Here is a 19,338-nt window from a genome sequence, read left to right on the forward strand (position 1 = left end):
TGGATCCGGTAACACAAATTGACGTTAAATTAACACTACCGTATGGTCATATTGTATGCTTACCTTCTAATAGGCTCGCGTTGGCTGCCGAACGTCGGCTGAGGCAACCATCTGCGGAGGGATTGACAGCGGTGCAAAGGTATGAAAATTTTTGCACACAAAGATAATATTATCACCCTGGGGAGGGGATGGCTTGAATTCCGGCGGAAGCGCAAACCGCGACCATGAATCCAGCCTCGCCACGCGCGCGGCCTGGCTGCACTATGCCGGTGGTCTGACCCAGGCCCAGGTGGCCAAGCGGCTTGGCCTGACCAGCCTCAAGGCGCATAGGCTGATCACCAAGGCCAACCAGGAAGGTCTGGTCAGGGTCTTCATCGACGGCGACGTCGCCGAATGCGTCGACCTGGAACAGCGCCTGATCGCCGCCTATGGGCTCCACTATTGCGAGGTGGTTCCCGATCTCGATCAGGACGAACTGCCGCTCAAGGGGCTGGGCATTGCCGGCGCCCAGTTCCTGAAGCGCGAAATCGATCGCGGCGAAGACATGCTGATCGGCGTCGGCCATGGCCGCACGCTTGCCGCCAGCGTCGAATATCTGACGCGCGCAACTGCTGCTCACATCCGTTTCGTCTCGCTGCTTGGCGGCGTGACGCGCAAATTCGCCGCCAACCCGCACGACGTCATGCATCGCCTGGCAGAGCGGACCGGCGCGCAGGCTTTCGTCATGCCGGTGCCTTTTGTCGCCAATACCGCCGAGGACCGCGAAGTGCTGCTTGGCCAGCGCGGCATCAGCGATGTGTTCGCTCTCGCCAGCCGGTCCGACCTGATGTTCGTCGGAATAGGCACGGCCGAGCGGGAGGCGTCGCTGGTCGCCACCGGCATGATCGAGCCTTCCGAAATCGACGAGGTCAAGCGTGACGGCGGCGTTGGTGAATTGCTGGCGCATTTCTTCGACGACAAGGGGCGTCCGGTCGAAACGGCGCTGTCGGAAAGAATACTGGCGCTTCCGCGCGATCAGTTGAAGGGCCGCAGGATCGTTGCCGTCGCCGGCGGCAAGGTGAAGGTGCGCGCCATCAAGGCAGTACTCGAAAGCCGTTATCTCAGCGGCCTGATCACCGACGAATGCACGGCCCGCGCGCTGGTCGAGCTCGACGATGCAGCCGGGACCGCGAAGCGCTGCGTGAACGGAGGAACTTCGAATGCGTGACAACGGACAATCCGCACCGCTGGTGGTTGCATCATGAGCGCGAAGGCCACCGCCCGGCAAGCTTCGCCCGGCCTGCGCCGGGTGCTTGCCGGCGCTGCGGTTGTGGTTCTGCTCGGCGCCATGGCGCTCGATACCAAGGTGATCAAGATCGGCTCTGCCGGCGATGTTCGCAACGCGGTGTTTTCGGCCGCCGACTACGGCAAGTCTGAATTTCCCAAGGTGCAGGCCGATGTCGAAGCGCGTGCCGCCGACGCCGCAACGGTGGCGACGGCGATCGCCAAGGACAGGGCGACGGCCGAAAAGGAATATGGCGTGCCGGCGGGAGTCGGACCGGTCATCTCGGTCAAGTTCACCGGCGTCGTCGGCGAGGGAAAATCGGGCATCTACAAGGTCGCGGTCGACGGTTTGCCGGACACGTTGACCGTCCGCGTACAGACTGGGCCGGCGATCAACGGCACCGAGCTTCGCGACGCCACCGGCAAGATCACCTTTGGTCAGTTCACCAACCAGATCGAGTATCAGGACGCCGGCTCGGCGCTGAACAACGAGATGAAGAAGGAGGTGCTGGCGAAAGTCGATACCAGTGACTTGACCGGCAAGACAATAGCGGTGGTCGGCGTCTTCAAGCTGGTCAATCCGAAGAGCTGGCTGGTCACGCCGGTGAGGCTGGACGTCAAATGACAATGGCTGCCGGCACAGAACCCGCGACTGGCGATGCCGTGCTTTCGGCGCGCAATGTCGTCATGTCGTATGGCGGCGTCCACGCGCTCAAGGGCGTCAACTTCGACATCCATCGCGGCAAGGTCACCACCCTGTTCGGAGAGAATGGCGCCGGCAAGTCGACGCTGATGAAGATCCTGTCCGGCGTGGTCACGCCGACATCCGGCGACATCGTGCTCGACGGCAATCTCGTCAGCTTTTCCTCGTCTTCGGACGCGCGCGACCGCGGCATTTCGATCATCCACCAGGAGCTCAGCCTGGCGCCGAATCTGAGCGTTCGCGACAACATCTTCATGGGCCGCGAACTGCGCACCAGAACCGGCCTCGACTTCGCCGAGGAGTCGCGCCAAGCGCGGGCGCTGATGGCCGACCTCGAAGAAGACATCGATCCGATGACCCTGGTCGAGGACCTGCGCCTGGGGCAGCAACAGATCGTCGAGATCGCACGCGCGCTGTCGGTCGATTCCCGCATCCTGATCATGGACGAGCCGACCTCCGCACTCAGTGCGACCGAGGTGGAGGTGCTGTTCAAGGTGATCCGCGATCTGACCAGCCGCGGTGTCTCCATCGTCTACATCTCGCATCACCTCGAAGAGGCGCTGCAGATCACCGACTACGCCGTCGTGCTGCGTGACGGGGCGATCACGGCGACGGCCGAGGCCAAGGACATCGACCTCGAATGGATCGTCCGCAACATGGTGGGCGAGAATTTCGATCTCGGCTCGCCGCCGACCGGCCACGAGTTCGGCGCGGTGGCGCTTTCGATCGAGGATGTCAGCGTCACCGACGCTTCGGGTTCAGGCTACGTCGTCGATCATCTGTCGCTGGATGTCAAAGCGGGCGAGATCGTCTGCATCTATGGGCTGATGGGCGCGGGCCGCACGGAATTGCTGGAGGCCGTCGCCGGCCGTGTGCCCATGGCGGGCGGGCGGGCGCTGCTGGAGGGTGAGGACGTTTCGGGGCTGACCATTGCCCAGCGCATCGCCCGAGGTCTGGTTCTGGTCCCCGAGGATCGCCAGCGCGATGGCCTGGTTCAGACCATGACCGTCGGCCGCAATCTGTCGCTTGCCAGCATCGAGGCGTTCGCGAAAGGCCTGTTCCTCTCCCGGCCGAGGGAACGCGCACTGATCGACGATTCGATCCGCAAGGTGACCATCAAGACCGCGGGCGGCAACGCCATGATCGGATCGCTGTCGGGCGGCAACCAGCAGAAGGTCGTCATCGGCAAGATGCTGACGACAGATCCCAAGGTCATCCTTCTCGACGAGCCGAGCCGCGGCATCGATGTCGGCGCCAAGGCCGAAGTCTTTCGCTTGCTCAGCGAGCGCGCCGCGCAAGGCTTGGCGGTCGTCTTCTCGACTTCGGAGGTCAATGAGTGCCTCAGCATCGCCCATCGCATCGTCGTGATGCGGCGCGGCAAGATTTCAGCCGAATTCGGCGCCAACGCCACCAAAGAGCAGATCATGGCCGCCTCCGGCGAAGCCGTGGTCGCCTGACCATAGAATTTCGGAGCCCCGACCCATGAGCGATGTCAGCCAGGCCAGCAAACAGTCCAGCCCCAATGCGGGCGGCGAGGGCTTCGACGTGGCCAAGCTGCTGCTCGAAGGCCGGGCCTTCTTTGCCCTGATCGTCATCATTGTCGTCTTCTCGATCCTGTCGCCCTATTACCTCTCGGTGGCGAATTTCCTGACCATGGCCTCGCATGTCGCCATCTTCGGGATTCTCGCCGTCGGCATGCTGCTGGTCATCCTCAATGGCGGCATCGACCTGTCGGTGGGGTCGACGCTCGGGCTTGCCGGCGTCGTCGCTGGGTTTCTGATGCAGGGCGTGACGCTGACCTGGCTGGGCGTCGTTCTCTACCCGCCGGTCTGGGTGGTCGCGGTGCTGGCCTGCATGCTGGGTGCGGCCGTCGGGCTTATCAACGGCGTGCTGATCGCGCGGTTCAAGGTTCCGGCCTTCGTCGCCACGCTCGGCGTCATGTACATGGCGCGCGGCCTGGCACTGCTGATGACCAGCGGCCTGACCTACAACAATCTCGGCGGCAAGCCGGAGTTGGGCAACACCGGTTTCGATGCTCTCGGCTTCAACCGCCTGTTCGGCGTGCCGACCGGCGTGGTGGTGCTGGCGGTTATCGCGCTGATCGGCAGCATCGTCCTGAACCGCACCGCCTTTGGACGCTGGCTCTACGCCTCGGGCGGCAATGAGCGCGCCGCCGAACTCTCCGGCGTTCCGGTCAAGACCGTGCAGATTTCGGTCTATGTGCTGTCGGGCATCTGCGCCGCCATTGCCGGCCTGATCCTGTCCTCGCAGCTGACCTCGGCCGGGCCGACCGCCGGCACCACCTACGAACTGACGGCCATCGCCGCCGTGGTCATCGGCGGCGCCGCACTCACCGGCGGGCGCGGCAACATTCGCGGCACCTTGCTCGGAGCCTTCGTCATCGGCTTCCTTTCCGATGGTCTGGTGATCATCGGCATCTCATCCTACTGGCAGACAGTGTTCACCGGCGCCGTCATCGTGCTCGCCGTGCTCCTCAATGCCGTTCAGTATCGCCGCCGTAGCAAGCTTCCAGCTTCGACGGGCGGCCAACCGACTTCTCAGAAACGGGGGAAGGCCGAACCGGCCAATCCTGCCCAAGGGAAGACTGCCAGCTGACTGGCAGCAAGACCGCGTAAAATCATTGGAGGAATGTACATGAAAATCGTGCTTAGAAGTTTGCTTGCCGCCGCGATGGTGGTCGGGTTTAGCGCAGCCGCATCGGCCGCGGGCCTGATCTCGATCATCGTCAACGATCCGGCCAACCCCTACTGGCTGACCGAAGGCAACGTCGCCAAGGCCGAAGCCGAAAAGCTTGGCTATACAGCCAACGTCGCCGCCCACAAGGGCGACACCAATACCGAAAGCAATCTGATCGACACCGCCATCACCAACAAGTCGGTGGCGATCATCCTCGACCCGGCCAATGCCGATGGTTCGGTCGGCGCGGTGAAGAAGGCGATTGCCGCCAACATCCCGGTTTTCCTCGTCAATGCCGAGATCAACCAGGAAGGTCTTGCCAAGGGACAGCTCGTCTCCAACAACGCCCAGGGTGCGGCTCTCGGCGCCCAGCAGTGGGTGCAGGCGGTCGGTGAAAAGGGCAAGTATGTCGAACTGCTCGGCGCCCCCTCGGACAACAACGCCGCCACGCGCTCGAACGGCTACGCGACTGTGCTGAGCCAGTATCCGGATCTCGAAAAGGCCGCTTCGCAGGTCGCCAACTGGGATCGTACCCAGGGACACGACAAGATGCAGAGCATGCTGCAGGCCAATCCCGACATCATCGCGGTGATCAGCGGCAACGACGAAATGGCGCTTGGCGCGGTTGCGGCGCTGAAGGAAGCCGGCAAGCTCGCCGGCATCAAGGTCGGCGGCTTTGACGGCTCCCCGGATGCGGTTGCGGCCATCAAGTCCGGCGAACTGCAGTACACCGTGCTTCAGCCGGTGGCCATCTTCTCGGCCAAGGCCGTGCAGCAGGCCGACTCGTTCATCAAGACGGGCGCTACCGGCGCCACCAGCGAGAAGCAACTGTTCGATTGCCTGCTCATCACCAAGGACAATGTGGACAAGTACACCGCACCCTTCGTGCTGTCGGAATAAAAACCTGCTCAGGGGGTGTCCTTCGCGGACACTCCCTGGCTCTTCCATGGCTTCGAGACAACAAAGACTGCTCCTTGTGACTTGCCTTCATAACCATCCGGAACTTGCGGCATGAAAGACCTGCTGATCGGGATCGACGCGGGAACTTCCGTGATCAAATCGGTCGCTTTCGATCTGTCGGGGCGGCAGCTTGCCATGGCGTCGATGACCAACAGTTTTGTCACGCTGGAAGGCGGCGGCGCCGAGCAGGACCTCGATCAGACATGGCGCGACATGGCGCTGACCGTTCGCGAGCTGGCGACGAAAGTTCCCGACCTCGCGCGGCGAACCGCGGCGATCGCGATCACCGGGCAGGGCGACGGCACCTGGCTGATCGATGGTGACGGCTTGCCGGTCGGTCGCGCCTGGCTCTGGCTCGACGCCCGCGCCGGACATCTGGTGGACGAGATGCGCGGCGATCCCCGGGATCGCGCGCGGTTCGAGATCACCGGCACCGGGCTCAACGCCTGCCAGCAGGGCGCTCAGCTCAGCTGGCTGAAGAAAAACAGCCCGGAAATCCTGGAGCGCGCCGCCACTGCCTTTCACTGCAAGGACTGGCTCTATTTCAAGATGACCGGCGAGCGCGCCACCGATCCTTCGGAGGGAACATTCACCTTCGGCGATTTCCGCGCGCGCAGCTATTCCGACGAGGTGCTCGACATTCTGGATCTGACGTCGCACCGCCGCCTGCTGCCCCCCATGCTCGAAGGCACGACCGACCATCATCCGCTTTCTGCGTCGGCAGCAGGCGAGACCGGCCTGCTTGCGGGCACGCCGGTGGTGCTGGGCTACGTCGACATGGTCAGCACCGCGCTCGGCGCCGGCCTCTATGATCCAAGCGGCAATGTCGGCTGCACGGTCATCGGCTCGACCGGCATCCACACACGCCTAGCGCGCACTCCTGATGATGTCGTCCTCAACGACAATGCCTCCGGCTACACGATCGCCATGCCGGTTCCGGGCGCCTATGCGCAGCTGCAATCCAATATGGCGGCGACGCTCAACATCGACTGGCTGCTTGGCCTGGCGCGCGACGTGCTGACCGCCAGCGGCGCAAAACCTTCGCGCGACGAGCTGCTGAAAGCGCTCGATGTCTGGGTCGAAGGATCGGAGCCGGGATCGCTGGTCTATCAGCCCTATATCTCGCTCGCCGGCGAACGCGGACCGTTCGTTGACCCCGACGCACGCGCGGGCTTCATCGGCCTCTCGGTCAAGCACGGTTTTGGCGATCTGGCGCGCGCCGTTCTCGAGGGATTGGCCTTCGCGGCCCGCGATTGCTACCAGGCCATGGGCAGCATGCCCAGCGAGATCCGCCTGTCTGGCGGCGCGGCGCGCAGTCCGTCGCTGCGCCGTATTATCGCCGCGGCAACCCGCGCGCAGGTCAGAACCAGCAGCCGCCAAGAAGCAGGTGCCGCGGGTGCGGCGATGATGGCCGCGGTCGGGCTCGGCTTTTATCGCTCGATGGATGATTGCTGCGCCGAATGGGTGACGCCGCTTCTGGGCGAATGCGACGCCTATGACGAGGCGCTTTCGCAAACCTACGATGCGCTGTTTCCGTCTTTTGTCGCGGCGCGTCAGGCGCTGCATCCGGTGTGGAAATCGATGGCGCACCGCACAGGAGCTAAGTCTTGAGCGATACAACGGATATTGTCGATCTCTTCGTGATCGGCGGTGGCGTCAACGGCGCCGGCATAGCGCGCGATGCCGCGGGTCGCGGGCTGTCGGTCATCCTGTGCGAGAAGGACGATCTGGCGCAAGGCACCAGCTCGCGTTCCGGCAAGCTGGTGCATGGCGGCCTGCGCTATCTCGAATATTACGAGTTCCGGCTGGTGCGCGAAGCGCTGATCGAGCGCGAGGTGCTGCTTGAGGCGGCGCCGCACATCATCTGGCCAATGCGTTTCGTGCTGCCGCACAGCCCCGAGGACCGGCCGGCATGGCTGGTGCGGCTCGGGCTGTTTCTCTACGACCATCTTGGCGGCCGCAAGCGGCTGCCGGGAACGAGGACGCTGAACCTGAGAACCGCGCCGGAAGGGGCGCCGATCAGGGACGAATTCAAGCGTGGCTTCGAATATTCCGACTGCTGGGTCGATGACGCCAGGCTGGTGCTGCTCAATGCGCTCGATGCCAGTCAGCGCGGCGCAAAAGTCTTCACTCGCACGGCCTGTATTGCTGCCAGGCGCGAAGGCGGCCTGTGGTCGATCGACATGCAGGACGGCCGCACCGGTGCTGTGACGAGGGTCCGCGCACGCGGGTTGGTCAACGCGGCCGGGCCATGGGTGAATGACATCGTCAGCCGCGTCGCCGGACAGAATTCCACCCGCAACGTTCGCTTGGTGAAAGGAAGCCATATCGTCGTGCCGAAATTCTGGGAGGGACGGCAGGCCTATCTCATCCAGAACAACGACAAGCGGGTGATCTTCGTCAACCCGTATGAGAACGATCTGGCGCTGATCGGCACCACCGACATTCCTTATGAAGGTCGGCCCGAAGAAGTGGCCGCCGAGGCAAGCGAGATCAATTATCTGATCAAGGTGGTCAATCGCTACTTCAAGCGGCAGCTGACCGCGCAAGACGTGGTCTACAGTTTCTCGGGCGTGCGTCCGCTCTATGACGACAATGCCGACAACCCAAGCGCGGTGACGCGCGACTATATCTTTGAACTCGATGCCCCCAACGGCGGCGCGCCGCTGCTGTCAGTGTTCGGCGGCAAGATCACCACCTTCCGCAAACTGTCCGAACATGCGCTGGAAAAGATCCAGCCGTTCTTTCCGACGATGAAGAAGGCCTGGACTGCCAAGATTCCCTTGCCGGGAGGCGATCTGGCGAATGCGGATTTCGAACAGTTCCTGGGTGATCTGCACGCCGAGTTTTCGTGGCTTAGCCCGTCGCTGGTGAAGCACTATGCCCGAAGCTACGGCACGCGCACGCGCGCCTTGCTGAAAGGGGTAAAAGGCGAAGCCGATCTCGGCCGGCGTTTCGGCCCCGATTTCTATGAGCTCGAAGCTGTCTTCCTGTTCGAGACCGAATGGGCGATGACCGCCGCCGACGTTCTCGAACGCCGGACCAAACACGGGCTGCATATCAATGCGGAAGAGCGGAAAACATTCGAAGACTGGTGCACAAAGACAATGGCGGCGGTGAACTGATGGCCTTCACGCTTTCGCTGAACACCAACCCGCTGGTCAATCGCTTCGCCGATCCCGACGATCTGATCGACGCCATTGCCTATGGCATCGGCATCCGCGACGTGCAGCTGACGCATGAATTCGTCAATCCGGGCTGGCCGGCGGCAACGATTGCCAAGTTCCTGCGCCGGTTCAAGAGCGCCCTGGCGCGGACCGGCGTGCGGATCACTTCGGGTATGACCGGTCCCTATGGTCGGCTCAATCATTTCGGCCATCCGGATGCCGATGTGCGCCGCTATTATGTCGACTGGTTCAAGACCTTTGCCGACATTTCCGCGGCGCTTGGCGCGTCGGGCATGGGCACGCAGTTTGCCATATTCACCTACAAGGATTTTGACGATCCAACCCGGCGCGCGGCGCTTCTCGACATCGCGCTCGAATGCTGGCGCGAAGTGGCCGAGCACGCCAAGGCGGCGGGCCTGACCTACCTTTTCTGGGAACCGATGTCGGTCGGCCGCGAGTTTGGCCACACGATCGAAAGCTGCGTCGAATTGCAGGGCGCCATCGATGCGGCCAAGCTGCCGATCCCGATGCAGATGATGGTCGACATCGACCATGGCGACGTGACCTCGCCCAATCCTGACGACACTGATCCCTATGCCTGGGCGAAAGCGTTCCCGTTGCAATCGCCGATCATCCACATCAAGCAATCGTCGATGAACAAGGGCGGGCACTGGCCGTTCACCGCCGCCTACAACAAGGATGGCCGGATCATCCCGCAGAAGCTGCTCGATGCCGTGCGGGCGGGTGGCGGAACCGACAATGAGATCTGCCTTGAACTTTCCTTCCGGGAGAGGGAACCGGTCGATCATCAAGTTATTGCCATGATCCGCGAGTCGGTGGATTTCTGGGCGCCTTACATCGACAGCGGCCGCAACGATCTCAAGCCTCGCGCCTGACGCAAAACGCCGGCGCACAAGTCGGGAAATACGCATCATCCGAATTCGGATCGAAGGAGAAAAGAATGACCCCATATTGGGTCGGCACCAGCTGGAAGATGAACAAGACGCTGGCGGAGGCGCTGCAGTTCGCCGAGGCATTGGCTGCCTTCGTGCCCGCCTTCGATCCGGCGATACAGCCTTTCGTCATTCCGCCCTTCACCGCGGTGCGGCAGGTCAAGGCGGCGCTCGCCAAAACCCGCGTCAAGGTTGGCGCCCAGAACATGCATTGGGCCGATGCCGGTGCCTGGACGGGCGAGATTTCGCCGGTGATGCTGAGGGATTGCGGGCTCGACCTGATCGAACTAGGCCATAGCGAACGCCGCGAGCATTTTGGTGAGACGGACAGGACCGTAGGACTGAAAACGGCGGCGGCGGTCAGGCACGGCTTTGTGCCGCTGATCTGTGTCGGCGAGACGCTGGCCGAGCGCGAGGGCGGCCGCGCTGATGAAATCCTGACCGCGCAGGTTCTGGGCGCGCTGCAGGGTCTCGCAAACAATGAGTTGTCGGCAGAGATACTCTTTGCCTATGAACCGGTGTGGGCGATCGGCGAGAAAGGCATTCCGGCCAGCGCCGACTATGCCGACAAGCAGCAGGCGCTGATCAAGCAGATCGCAGCAACCCGGTTGCCGACCGCCCCGCTTGTGCTCTACGGCGGCAGCGTCAATCCCGGCAACGCGGCCGAACTGATTGGCCAGCCGCATATCGATGGGCTGTTCATCGGCCGCTCGGCATGGCAAGCGGAAGGCTATATCGACATTCTCAAAAAGGCGGCGGCCGCCATCGCGCGCTGACCACGAAAACGAAGGAGTTAATTGCCATGAAGATCGCACTCGGAGCGGACAGCGCCGGCAAGCCGCTGCTCGATGTCATCGCCAAGCATCTCGCCACCAAGCCAGAACTGCAGGTCGTCGATCTCAGCCAGGCCGGATTCTACGCCGATATTGCCGCTGCGGTCGGCCACGAAATTGTCGACGGCAATTACGACCGCGCCATCCTGTTTTGCGGCACCGGCATCGGCGTCAGCATCTCGGCCAACAAGGTGCCCGGAATCCGTGCCGCGCTAACCCACGACACCTATTCGGCGGAACGCGCTGCGAAATCCAACAATGCCCAGATCATCACCATGGGCGCCCGCGTCATCGGCCCCGAACTGGCAAAATCGATCGCCGATGCGTGGCTGGCCTCCGAATTCGATCCGAACGGCCCTTCTGCCGCCAACGTGCAGGCTGTCGACAAGCTCGACGCGAAGCGCTGAGGATTCGCTCCCGACCTAGCCGGTCAAGGCGATCCGCATCGCCTCGATGACGGTTACGGCGGACGCCGCGCCTGGATCCATATGGCCAAGCGAGCGTTCGCCGAGGCGGGAGGCCCGGCCCTTGGTGGCGATCATCGCCTTGGTCGCCTCCGCGCCGGCCTTTGCCGCCTCGGCTGCAGCCGCGAGGCTGCCGGCCAGCCCCTTGCCGGCGGCCAGTGCCTCGCCCGCAGCCGTCGCGGCCGGCGCCCACGCATCGATCATCGTCTTTTCGCCAGGCTCGGCCTTGCCGCGATCCTGAATGCCTCTGGCCATCGCTTGGAACATAGCGACCGCGTCGGCGTCGTCGAGCGTCGCCTTGCCCTTGACGGCGGCCGCGCCGCGCATGAATGCCGTGGCATAGAGCGGGCCCGAGGAGGCGCCGACGGCGTTGAGGAACGACTTCGCCGCCGTGTTCAGCAAGATGGTCGGATCGGTGGTGCCGTCGTCCAATGCGGCCACCGCATCGCGTGCCGCGGAAAATCCAAGCTCCATCGCAATGCCGTGGTCGGCATCGCCGATCACCCCGTCAAGCGCGCACAACCGATCCCGGTCGGCTGACATAGCGTCGGCGATGGCCGCGAACATCGCGGCAAGGCGGGTGGTGTCGATTGTCGTCATCTCTTGTTCCTTGCCGTTCGCCAAGTTTACCCGGCGCGAAACATGGCGCAGTCGCAAGGGTGGTCGAGCATCGTTTGCAACTCGTCGTCGAGGTGGTGCAGCGTAATCGAAGCGCCGGCCATTTCGAGCGAGGTGCAGTAATTGCCGACCCAGCTTGCGTGAATGGATACACCGATATCGTCAAGCCTCTGCTTCACGCGCCGGTTCATGATGTAGAGTTCCATCAGCGGCGTCGAACCCAGCGAATTGACCAGCACGGCGACCTTCTCGCCGCGTGCCGGCGCCATCTCGGCGAGAATCCTGTCCAGCATTTCGTCAGTGATCTCGTCGGCCGTTTTGAGTTTTCCGCGTGCGATGCCGGGTTCGCCATGGATGCCCATGCCGATCTCCATCTCGTCGGGTCCGATTTCGAAATTCGGCCGGCGGGTTTGCGGCAACGAACAGGGCGCCAATGCGACGCCCATGGTAAAGGTGTGGTCGTTTGCTTTCCCGGCAATGCGTTCGCATTCATCGAAAGACAACATGCGGTCGCAGGCGGCGCCTGCCGCCTTGAAGATGAAGAAGTTCCCTGCGACACCGCGCCGCTTGTGCCTGTCGCCAACGGGCGCGGAAGCGACGTCGTCGGTGCTCAGCACCGTGCGCACCTCGATGTCGTCCATCGCGGCTATCTCGGCCGCCATGTCGAAATTCATGACGTCGCCGGCATAGTTGCCGTACATGAACAGCACACCGGCGCCGCCGCTCGCCGCCTTGGCGCATTCGAGGATCGGGTCGGGCGGCGGAGAGGCGAAGACATTGCCGATCGCCGCCGCGTCGGCCAGCCCCTTGCCGACGAAGCCGAGAAAACTCGGCTCGTGGCCCGAGCCGCCACCAATGACGAGGCCTACCTTGCCTTGGCGCGGTCCATCGCGGGCGATGACCGAGCGCGGGCTTCCGTCAACGGCTTTGAGATGGCGGGGATGCGCAGCCAGGATGCCTTCCAGCATCTCGTCGACGGCCCGATTGCCGTCATTGATGATCTTCTTGGTTTGCACCAACGTCCTCCCGATTTGGTATTTTCATAGATGATACCGGGCGTTATCAGGCTGCCTTCGGGCGAGGGCAGGGGCGCGATGCCCACCAAACTGCCTCGATCGGCTTCGTAGCTGTTACCAGCCGTTCTGGCAGAAGCTAAGCGGACCGAAGTGCGCGGACAATGGCGCTGTAGTGTACAAGATCGCACCACGGCTTAGAAAAGGCGGTGGCTCCCCGGGCCGGATTCGAACCAGCGACCAACCGGTTAACAGCCGGTTGCTCTACCACTGAGCTACCGGGGAATAGAGGCTCTCATGTGAGTGGCGCAGCCTATAGCAAACCCTTTTCGGCTTTGCAAAGAAGCATTTCGCATTTTTTAGCGCATTTTCACCCAATGGTTTCTGGCAATCGCCGGATGACACCACATATGAGCCGTCTTGGGCGCCGTCGGACCTTGGTCGGCGGAACCTGAAAGGCGATTGCAGCCTTTAGCGCATATGGCTTTATCGAAGGCAACCGGATCGACTTTCGACATGACTGCAGCAGACGAAAACCAGGCACCGGCGCGGAAAATCTCGGTGTTCGGGCGCGAGTTCACCATGCCGCGCTCGCGCGGGCTGAGGATCGCCATCGGTATCGTGCTGGTGTTTTTCGGCCTTCTCGGTTTCCTGCCGATTCTCGGCTTCTGGATGATTCCGCTCGGCCTTTTGGTGCTTTCCTACGAATTTGCCGCGGTGCGCCGCCTGCGGCGCCGGTTCGTCGTCTGGTGGGAACGGCGTCGCCGGCCAAATTGAAAGCGATGGCGCGCGGTCCGGTTCAGCGGACGCTTCGCTTCCAGCCCCTCGCAGACCTTCCCCTCGAATATCTCCTTGAGAACGGCAGCCCCTGGTGTCAGCCGCGCGTTTACGGTGAAAGCCAGTTTGCACCCGCTGCGTAAAGCTGCGGGTTCGAGTTTCGCCGGTCGCGCAGCCATGCTTGAGGAGCGGCCAATATGCCGGTGCGCCAAGCGCTGAAACCGCTCGGGAACCACGTTGCGGCGGCTGATGAGGAAAGCGCGCCGGAATGCCGCGCGGACGCTTGACGACCTTTCGCTGCCACCATATTGAGTTCGCTCGCCGGGAGCGATGAGGCCTCGTGGCGGAATGGTTACGCAGAGGACTGCAAATCCTCTACCGAGACTTCTCGTTAACGGAGTGAATAATCCCAGGGGCTTAGCGGCTCCTGGGTTTTTGTTTGTGCCAATTATCCTCGTAAACGGAGAGGTTCCGCTTACGGTGTGCCACCAGATAACGGAGAGAATAGTGGCTCGATCCACCTACATCTACATCCTCTACGACCCCGACAGCCTGTATCCCCACGCCTGCTTCACCGTGAAGCATGAGGCCGTCACCTTCTGGAAGCGCCACCTGTCGTCGGACCCGCGTGTGACAATGGAGCGCACCCGCGACGGACAGCCGATCTACAAATCAGACATTGTGGAGGGCTGGCAATGCACGTCCTGATAGGGGGCACCCCTCTCAAGAGCCTCGGGTGGCAGCGTGACCTGGGCCGCGTCCGCGTCCGCTACCGTCCGCTCGACGTCGAGTACCTGCTGGAGTTCCTTCACGCCCTTGAGGCTGAGACCCGCCTGGAAATCGACCGGCTGACCTATACCGCCCCAGGGCAACTCGAGCTATTTCCTGATCTCTCCGTTATCGGCGAAATCCCGCCAACCGGGAATTATGGACCCATACAGCACATCATAAGCTCCCCACGAAATGAGGCACGATGAACGACGATCTCTACCTCGAAGAACTGCAGCTGGAGGAGGACGCCCGAGGGCTGACCATCCAGAGGTTCCATAAGGAACACCTTAAGGGGACCTTAGAGGAAACCTTTAGTGAGACCTTTCTCGGTTCTCACATCATCAGGAACTATCTCATGCCGTTCACTAGCGGTATCACGAGGTTCCTTGACGACGCCAACAGTGGCCGAGCCGGTAAGAAGACCACAGCCTACAAGCTGATCGGTGAGATCGACCCTGCGCTCTGCGCCTTCCTGGCGCTCAAGGCCATCTTCAACAAGATCGGCGTCTACCACGAGGGCAAGCCCTGCGGTCTCACGTCCCTGGCGATCTACGCCGGGGGCCTGATCCATGACGAGCTTCGCCTCCGCGAGTTCGACGAGGAACACCACAAGTGGTCGCAGCGCATCCACGACGACTTCAACAAGCGCGAACTGCCCCGCCACAAGCGGGAGGAGTACATGCAGAAGGTCTTCTCCAAGGCAAACCTTGAGTGGGCCATCTGGACGAAGTCCGACATGCTCCTCGTCGGTCTGGCGCTGCTGAATGTCTTCAAGGAAGTGACCGGCGACATTGAGGTCGAGACCACCGGCAGCGGGAAGGCCAAGCGCGACGTCGTCAAGGCGTCCCCAGGGCTCCTCCTGACCGTCGAGAAGAACTCGGGCCTCTGCGAGGCGCTGTTTACGACCTACTACCCCACGGTGATCCCGCCGAAGGACTGGTCGGTCGACACGCTCAACGTCGGTGGCTACCACACGCACCACGTCAGCCCGTACCCGTTGGTCAAGGGCTCGAAGAAGGCCTACCGCGAAATCCTCAAGGAACTCGTGGCGACCAATGTCCTCGACCGCGTCCTGGGGGCCGTCAACGCCCTCCAGCGCACCCGCTGGCAGGTGAACGTCCGCGTCCTCGACGCCATCGAGCATGTCTACAACCGGAACATCCCCTGCGGCGGTCTGCCCAGGGCGAACAATCGTAAGCCCGACCCGGCCCCGAGGAACCTCGAAGGCCTGGAGGCTGATCACCCCGCCGTCAAAGAGTACCGTGCGTATTGCTTTGGCATCCACGAACACAACCGCCGAGTGGTCGGTAAGCGCGTCATGGCGGCAAGGTCGTTCCAGATCGCCAGGAAGATGTCGAAGTACGACACGATCTACTTCCCCCACGATCTCGACAGCCGGGGCCGCGCCTATCCGAAGCCATCCGGCCTGAACCCACAAGGACCCGACTATGTCAAAGGGCTGCTTCAGTTTGCGACCGGGAAGCCTCTCGGACGAGATGGTCTCAAATGGTTGGCAATCCACGGCGCTAACTGTTTCGGGAAAGACAAGCTACTTATGCACGAACGGGCTGACTGGGGAAAAGATAATCTTGACCTCGCCCGACGTGTGGCCGCTGACCCAAGGCACAATCTTGAATGGACAAAAAGCGATAACCCTTGCCAGTTTCTAGCATGGTGCTTCGACTGGGCTGAGGCTCACGCAGGGCCGTTCCCTGAGCAGCATGTCAGCAAGCTCCACGTCGACCTCGACGCCACCTGCTCGGGCCTGCAGCACTTCTCTGCAATGCTCCGGGACAAGGTGGGCGGCTTCCACGTCAACATGACCCCGAACCAGCAACGCCAGGACGTCTATGGCGCTGTCGCCAAGGTGACTGAACGCCTCATGCGTGAGGACTTCAGCAGCAACGAGGGCGTCGAGATCAAGGACAAGGAAGGCAAGGTGGTCTCCTCGATCCCCTTCGCGAACCTATCCCGCGCCTGGGTGAACTTCGGCATCGACCGCAGCATCACCAAGCGCCCGGTCATGGTGAAGCCCTACTCAGGGACCCGAACGTCCTGCGGCCAGTATGTGGTCGAGGCGGTCGACGAGAAGATCGGGGAGGGCGCAGCCATGCCGTTCCCCAAGGAAGACCTCTGGACCTTCAAGATGTACGGAGCCGACAAGGTGTGGAAGGCGATCCCCGAGGTCGTCATCGCAGCTGACGGTGCCATGAAGTGGCTGATGACCATGTCGCGGTTGGTTGGGAAGTCCCAGCCGGTCGAGAAGCGGATCGCGTGGAAGACCCCGCTCGGTTTCCCGGTCCATCAGTACAAGTTCGACACCACGTCTCGGAGGGTGAAGACCTTCTTCGACGGCAAGATCATCAAGCCCCGCCTGAGCGAGGACCTTGACACCCTTGACCCTCGGCAGATGGCCAGCAGCGTACCGCCGTCCTTCGTCCACTCTCTCGACGGTTGCCACCTCCAGGCGACCGTAAGCAAGGCTGCAGAGCAAGGCATCACAGACTTCGCCGCTGTCCACGACAGCTTCGGGGTTCACGCATGTGACGTCGAGCGTTTCAGCCTGATCATCAGGGAGGCATTCGTGGAAATGTACGAGACCCACGACGTGCTTTCCGAGTTCTACGAGACGGCTGAGCAGCTGATCTCCGACGAACTCAAGGAGGACATCCCTCCTATACCACCGATGGGCTCCCTTGATCTCAAGGGCATCCTGTCAAATCCATTCTTTTTCTCTTAATCTCTCGGATAACGGAAAGGCTTCGATAATGAAGATCACCCCACGCATGGAAACCATCCGCGCCAACTCGAACTACATCACGGGTTCGGTCCACTACAACCGCCGCGCCTTCGACAAGCACTTCGAGGTGGTCGCCCGGTTGACCGATCGCACCATGGATGACCTTGGCGTCAACATCGGCGGCGAGGTTGTCCTCGACGTCCAGAGCAACCGCCAGGACGCCCTGGCCGCTGTGCGCTTCTTCCGCCACCAGCAGGAGGCCTAATGAACCGCGCCATCCGCTGCCGCGCCTGCGGCGAACGCTTCTACGTCTCGGTCGGTGAAGAAACCGACGCCTGCCAGAACTGCGCAGGGACGCACGACCCGACAGCCCAGCTGATCGCTGACGCCCAGGGCATCGAGAAGGCCACGGCCCGACCGAAGGGCAAGCCGCAGTCGATCAATCCCCGCAACCCAGGTACCCACAAGGACCCCGCTTAATGTTGAACGCCTCCAACTTTTCTCGCAATCTCTCGGTTAACGGAGCCACTCAGTTGGCGGAATTAAAGCCCGAGGGAAACCGGAAAGCACGTCGCCACGCCATGGCTATCGCCCGGCAGGCACGGACCAGTGGCCCCCTCGACGCCTTCAATGAGCGTCAGGCCAACCGCACTCTCCACCCGACGAAGGGCTGGAGGAAGATCAACGCCAAGCGAACCGTCGCCAGCACCATCGTCTCGATGGCCGCTCAGGGCTTCCTCGGTTCCAACCTCGACATGAAGGAGGCCTTTGCCAATGCCTAAGCTGATCGGACAGGACCTCTGGTTCTCAAACATCGAGATCGACGACTACCTCGCCAACCCCAACAACGCCATCGCCCATGTGGACGACCAAGCCGACGTGCTGGCCACCCTGGGTGAGGAGTTGCGCACCGACCTCGTCGGCGCACAGGGGACCCGCGAGGCTCTCTACGACGACGTTCTGGAGGGTGAATACCCCGAGGAACTCTACAGCGAAACCATGGACCTTTGCGACATTGTCGAGGCCGTGGAAAAAGGACACATCATCTATGGCTGATGCCAAGAAAATCACCTTCCCGAAGGCCCCTCTCGTTTACCCGGCGCTCCAGCGTCCCGACACCAAGTTCGACGCCCTCGGCGCGTACAAGGCTGACATCCGGCTCTCGCTGGAGGAGGCCAAGCCGTTCATCGACCGCATCCAGGCGGTGGTAAAGGCGTGGTCGGGTAAGCCCGCCAAGCCCGGCACGAAGAACGCCTTCTACAAGAAGGAAACCGACGACGAGGGCAACGAGACCGGTTTCGTCATCTTCTCGATCCGCGTGAAGAACCGCGTGGGCAAGAAGGACGGCAAGACCTGGGATCGCCGCCCGCTGCTTATCGACGCCAAGAAGACCCCGGTCGACGTCAACCCCTGGGGTGGCACCATCGCCCGTGTCCAGGCCGAGATGTTCGAGTGGGAGTTCGGCGGCGTCAAGGCTGTCTCGCTGCAGCCGGTGGTCGTCCAGATCATCGAGTTGAAGACTGGCCAGGGCCAGGAGCCTCAGCTGGACGACTTCGACGAGGAAGACGGCTTCGCAAGCCACAACACCGACACGTCGGACTTCAACGACGAGAGCGACGGCTCGGCATCCGGTTCCTCCGACGACGAGGCCGGTGACTACTGATCTCAATCGGTACCGTTCCGGTTTAGAACGAGAAGTGGCTCGCCAGTTGAAGCTGGCGGGTCGCTCTTTCGAGTTTGAGACGGTCAAGATCGACTACCTCAAACCCGCGAAAAAGGCGAAGTACAATCCCGACTTCGTCATCAGGAAACGCGACGGCTCCCCGATGTACATCGAGAGCAAGGGTCGGTTCCTCACCGCAGATCGACAGAAACATCTCCTGATCCGCGCACAGTTTCCCGACATCGACATTCGGTTCGTCTTTCAGAGAGCGTCTGAAAAGATCGGGAAGGGCTCTGCCACGACCTACGCCAAGTGGGCCGAGGACAAGGGCTACAAGTGGGCCGACAAGGGGAAAATCCCTAAGGAATGGCTCGAAGAATGAGTGAGGAAAAAGAACGCCCGACGCTGCTCAAGCTGATGGACAAGTACGTCCCGACCGTCACCCGCGACGAGTACACGCGGATGGCGTTCCAGTACGAGAAGCAGCTGTACGACCTCCTGTGGCAGCACCATCAGCTGCACATGCAATACGAGGGGCTCCTCAAGCACCTGGACGAACTGCAGACCGAGTACGCCAAGCACGATGGTCAAGGTGTCGTATGGGCGCGTTACGAGTGACCACGAGATCAACCCGTTCCAGATGGTTCATCACTTCCGCCTCCGCTGGTCACCTGACCCCCGGCAGGCCGTGATCGCCATGCCTGACCAACCTTACG

General features: G+C 62.1%; 23 protein-coding genes and 1 tRNA gene. 21 read left to right on the forward strand and 3 right to left on the reverse strand.

Annotation, left to right across the window (positions count from 1 at the left end; genetic code table 11):
* Positions 1 to 193 precede the first annotated feature (193 nt).
* The 10 genes from NKI05_RS04705 (at position 194) to derI (ending at position 10,983) form a co-directional block, all read left to right on the forward strand.
* A complete protein-coding gene (locus NKI05_RS04705) occupies positions 194 to 1,207 on the forward strand; it encodes a sugar-binding transcriptional regulator (protein WP_023672601.1) in 1,014 nt (337 codons plus the stop codon).
* 33 nt (positions 1,208 to 1,240) lie between these two features.
* A complete protein-coding gene (locus NKI05_RS04710; RefSeq protein WP_023672600.1) occupies positions 1,241 to 1,888 on the forward strand; it encodes a DUF2291 family protein in 648 nt (215 codons plus the stop codon).
* Positions 1,885 to 3,423, forward strand: coding sequence for a sugar ABC transporter ATP-binding protein (locus NKI05_RS04715; RefSeq protein WP_023815455.1), 1,539 nt, complete (start codon positions 1,885 to 1,887; stop codon positions 3,421 to 3,423). The genes NKI05_RS04710 and NKI05_RS04715 overlap by 4 nt, the downstream gene beginning before the upstream one ends.
* Positions 3,424 to 3,448: 25 nt before the next feature.
* On the forward strand, positions 3,449 to 4,582 hold the full coding sequence (locus NKI05_RS04720) for an ABC transporter permease (protein ID WP_023688198.1): 1,134 nt from the start codon (positions 3,449 to 3,451) through the stop codon (positions 4,580 to 4,582).
* A 39-nt stretch (positions 4,583 to 4,621) separates the two neighbouring features.
* Positions 4,622 to 5,563 (forward strand): D-ribose ABC transporter substrate-binding protein, encoded by a 942-nt coding sequence (locus NKI05_RS04725; protein ID WP_081726801.1) that lies wholly within the window; start codon positions 4,622 to 4,624, stop codon positions 5,561 to 5,563.
* A gap of 111 nt (positions 5,564 to 5,674) precedes the next feature.
* A complete protein-coding gene (locus NKI05_RS04730; protein WP_352792201.1) occupies positions 5,675 to 7,234 on the forward strand; it encodes an FGGY-family carbohydrate kinase in 1,560 nt (519 codons plus the stop codon).
* Positions 7,231 to 8,748, forward strand: coding sequence for a glycerol-3-phosphate dehydrogenase (locus NKI05_RS04735; RefSeq protein WP_023815453.1), 1,518 nt, complete (start codon positions 7,231 to 7,233; stop codon positions 8,746 to 8,748). Before NKI05_RS04730 ends, NKI05_RS04735 begins: the two co-directional genes overlap by 4 nt.
* On the forward strand, positions 8,748 to 9,686 hold the full coding sequence (locus tag NKI05_RS04740; RefSeq protein WP_023815452.1) for a sugar phosphate isomerase/epimerase family protein: 939 nt from the start codon (positions 8,748 to 8,750) through the stop codon (positions 9,684 to 9,686). Before NKI05_RS04735 ends, NKI05_RS04740 begins: the two co-directional genes overlap by 1 nt.
* 65 nt (positions 9,687 to 9,751) lie before the next feature.
* Entirely contained in the window at positions 9,752 to 10,519 is a 768-nt protein-coding gene (locus NKI05_RS04745; protein WP_023815451.1) for a triose-phosphate isomerase, read from the forward strand.
* 26 nt (positions 10,520 to 10,545) lie between these two features.
* Entirely contained in the window at positions 10,546 to 10,983 is a 438-nt protein-coding gene (gene derI / locus NKI05_RS04750) for a D-erythrulose-4-phosphate isomerase (protein WP_023672592.1), read from the forward strand.
* 15 nt (positions 10,984 to 10,998) lie between these two features.
* On the opposite strand, the gene dhaL is transcribed toward derI, so the two are convergent.
* From dhaL to NKI05_RS04765, 3 genes are all read right to left on the reverse strand, one after another.
* The gene (dhaL, locus tag NKI05_RS04755; protein WP_023746778.1) at positions 10,999 to 11,640 is read right to left on the reverse strand and encodes a dihydroxyacetone kinase subunit DhaL; all 642 of its coding nucleotides are present in this window, start codon (positions 11,638 to 11,640) and stop codon (positions 10,999 to 11,001) included.
* Between the two features lie 26 nt (positions 11,641 to 11,666).
* Entirely contained in the window at positions 11,667 to 12,674 is a 1,008-nt protein-coding gene (locus tag NKI05_RS04760) for a dihydroxyacetone kinase subunit DhaK (RefSeq protein ID WP_023815450.1), read from the reverse strand.
* Between the two features lie 207 nt (positions 12,675 to 12,881).
* A tRNA-Asn gene (locus tag NKI05_RS04765) sits at positions 12,882 to 12,956 on the reverse strand.
* A gap of 231 nt (positions 12,957 to 13,187) precedes the next feature.
* Between NKI05_RS04765 and NKI05_RS04770 the strand changes: the two genes are divergently transcribed.
* The 11 genes from NKI05_RS04770 to NKI05_RS04820 all read left to right on the forward strand — a co-directional run bounded on the left by NKI05_RS04770 (position 13,188) and on the right by NKI05_RS04820 (position 19,240).
* Positions 13,188 to 13,448, forward strand: a complete 261-nt coding sequence (locus tag NKI05_RS04770) for a PGPGW domain-containing protein (protein WP_027050334.1) — start codon at positions 13,188 to 13,190, stop codon at positions 13,446 to 13,448.
* A gap of 507 nt (positions 13,449 to 13,955) precedes the next feature.
* Entirely contained in the window at positions 13,956 to 14,156 is a 201-nt protein-coding gene (locus NKI05_RS04775; protein ID WP_156941008.1) for a hypothetical protein, read from the forward strand.
* Entirely contained in the window at positions 14,144 to 14,425 is a 282-nt protein-coding gene (locus tag NKI05_RS04780) for a hypothetical protein (RefSeq protein WP_352792202.1), read from the forward strand. The genes NKI05_RS04775 and NKI05_RS04780 overlap by 13 nt, the downstream gene beginning before the upstream one ends.
* On the forward strand, positions 14,422 to 16,959 hold the full coding sequence (locus tag NKI05_RS04785; RefSeq protein WP_352792203.1) for a DNA-directed RNA polymerase: 2,538 nt from the start codon (positions 14,422 to 14,424) through the stop codon (positions 16,957 to 16,959). The genes NKI05_RS04780 and NKI05_RS04785 overlap by 4 nt, the downstream gene beginning before the upstream one ends.
* 28 nt (positions 16,960 to 16,987) lie before the next feature.
* Positions 16,988 to 17,224: a hypothetical protein gene (locus tag NKI05_RS04790; protein ID WP_023805408.1), complete on the forward strand. Its 237-nt coding sequence runs from the start codon at positions 16,988 to 16,990 to the stop codon at positions 17,222 to 17,224.
* Positions 17,224 to 17,439 (forward strand): hypothetical protein, encoded by a 216-nt coding sequence (locus NKI05_RS04795; RefSeq protein WP_023805407.1) that lies wholly within the window; start codon positions 17,224 to 17,226, stop codon positions 17,437 to 17,439. Before NKI05_RS04790 ends, NKI05_RS04795 begins: the two co-directional genes overlap by 1 nt.
* Complete coding sequence (locus NKI05_RS04800) at positions 17,439 to 17,741, forward strand: hypothetical protein (protein WP_352792204.1); 303 nt, start codon at positions 17,439 to 17,441, stop codon at positions 17,739 to 17,741. Before NKI05_RS04795 ends, NKI05_RS04800 begins: the two co-directional genes overlap by 1 nt.
* The gene (locus NKI05_RS04805; protein WP_023805405.1) at positions 17,734 to 18,015 is read left to right on the forward strand and encodes a hypothetical protein; all 282 of its coding nucleotides are present in this window, start codon (positions 17,734 to 17,736) and stop codon (positions 18,013 to 18,015) included. The genes NKI05_RS04800 and NKI05_RS04805 overlap by 8 nt, the downstream gene beginning before the upstream one ends.
* Entirely contained in the window at positions 18,008 to 18,622 is a 615-nt protein-coding gene (locus tag NKI05_RS04810; RefSeq protein ID WP_023805404.1) for a hypothetical protein, read from the forward strand. Before NKI05_RS04805 ends, NKI05_RS04810 begins: the two co-directional genes overlap by 8 nt.
* A 34-nt stretch (positions 18,623 to 18,656) precedes the next feature.
* On the forward strand, positions 18,657 to 19,004 hold the full coding sequence (locus NKI05_RS04815; RefSeq protein WP_198028979.1) for a PDDEXK family nuclease: 348 nt from the start codon (positions 18,657 to 18,659) through the stop codon (positions 19,002 to 19,004).
* Positions 19,001 to 19,240: a hypothetical protein gene (locus tag NKI05_RS04820; RefSeq protein ID WP_352792205.1), complete on the forward strand. Its 240-nt coding sequence runs from the start codon at positions 19,001 to 19,003 to the stop codon at positions 19,238 to 19,240. The genes NKI05_RS04815 and NKI05_RS04820 overlap by 4 nt, the downstream gene beginning before the upstream one ends.
* Positions 19,241 to 19,338: the final 98 nt, after the last annotated feature.

This window comes from Mesorhizobium sp. M0771 (genome assembly GCF_040320155.1).
Classification (GTDB): Bacteria; Pseudomonadota; Alphaproteobacteria; order Rhizobiales; family Rhizobiaceae; genus Mesorhizobium.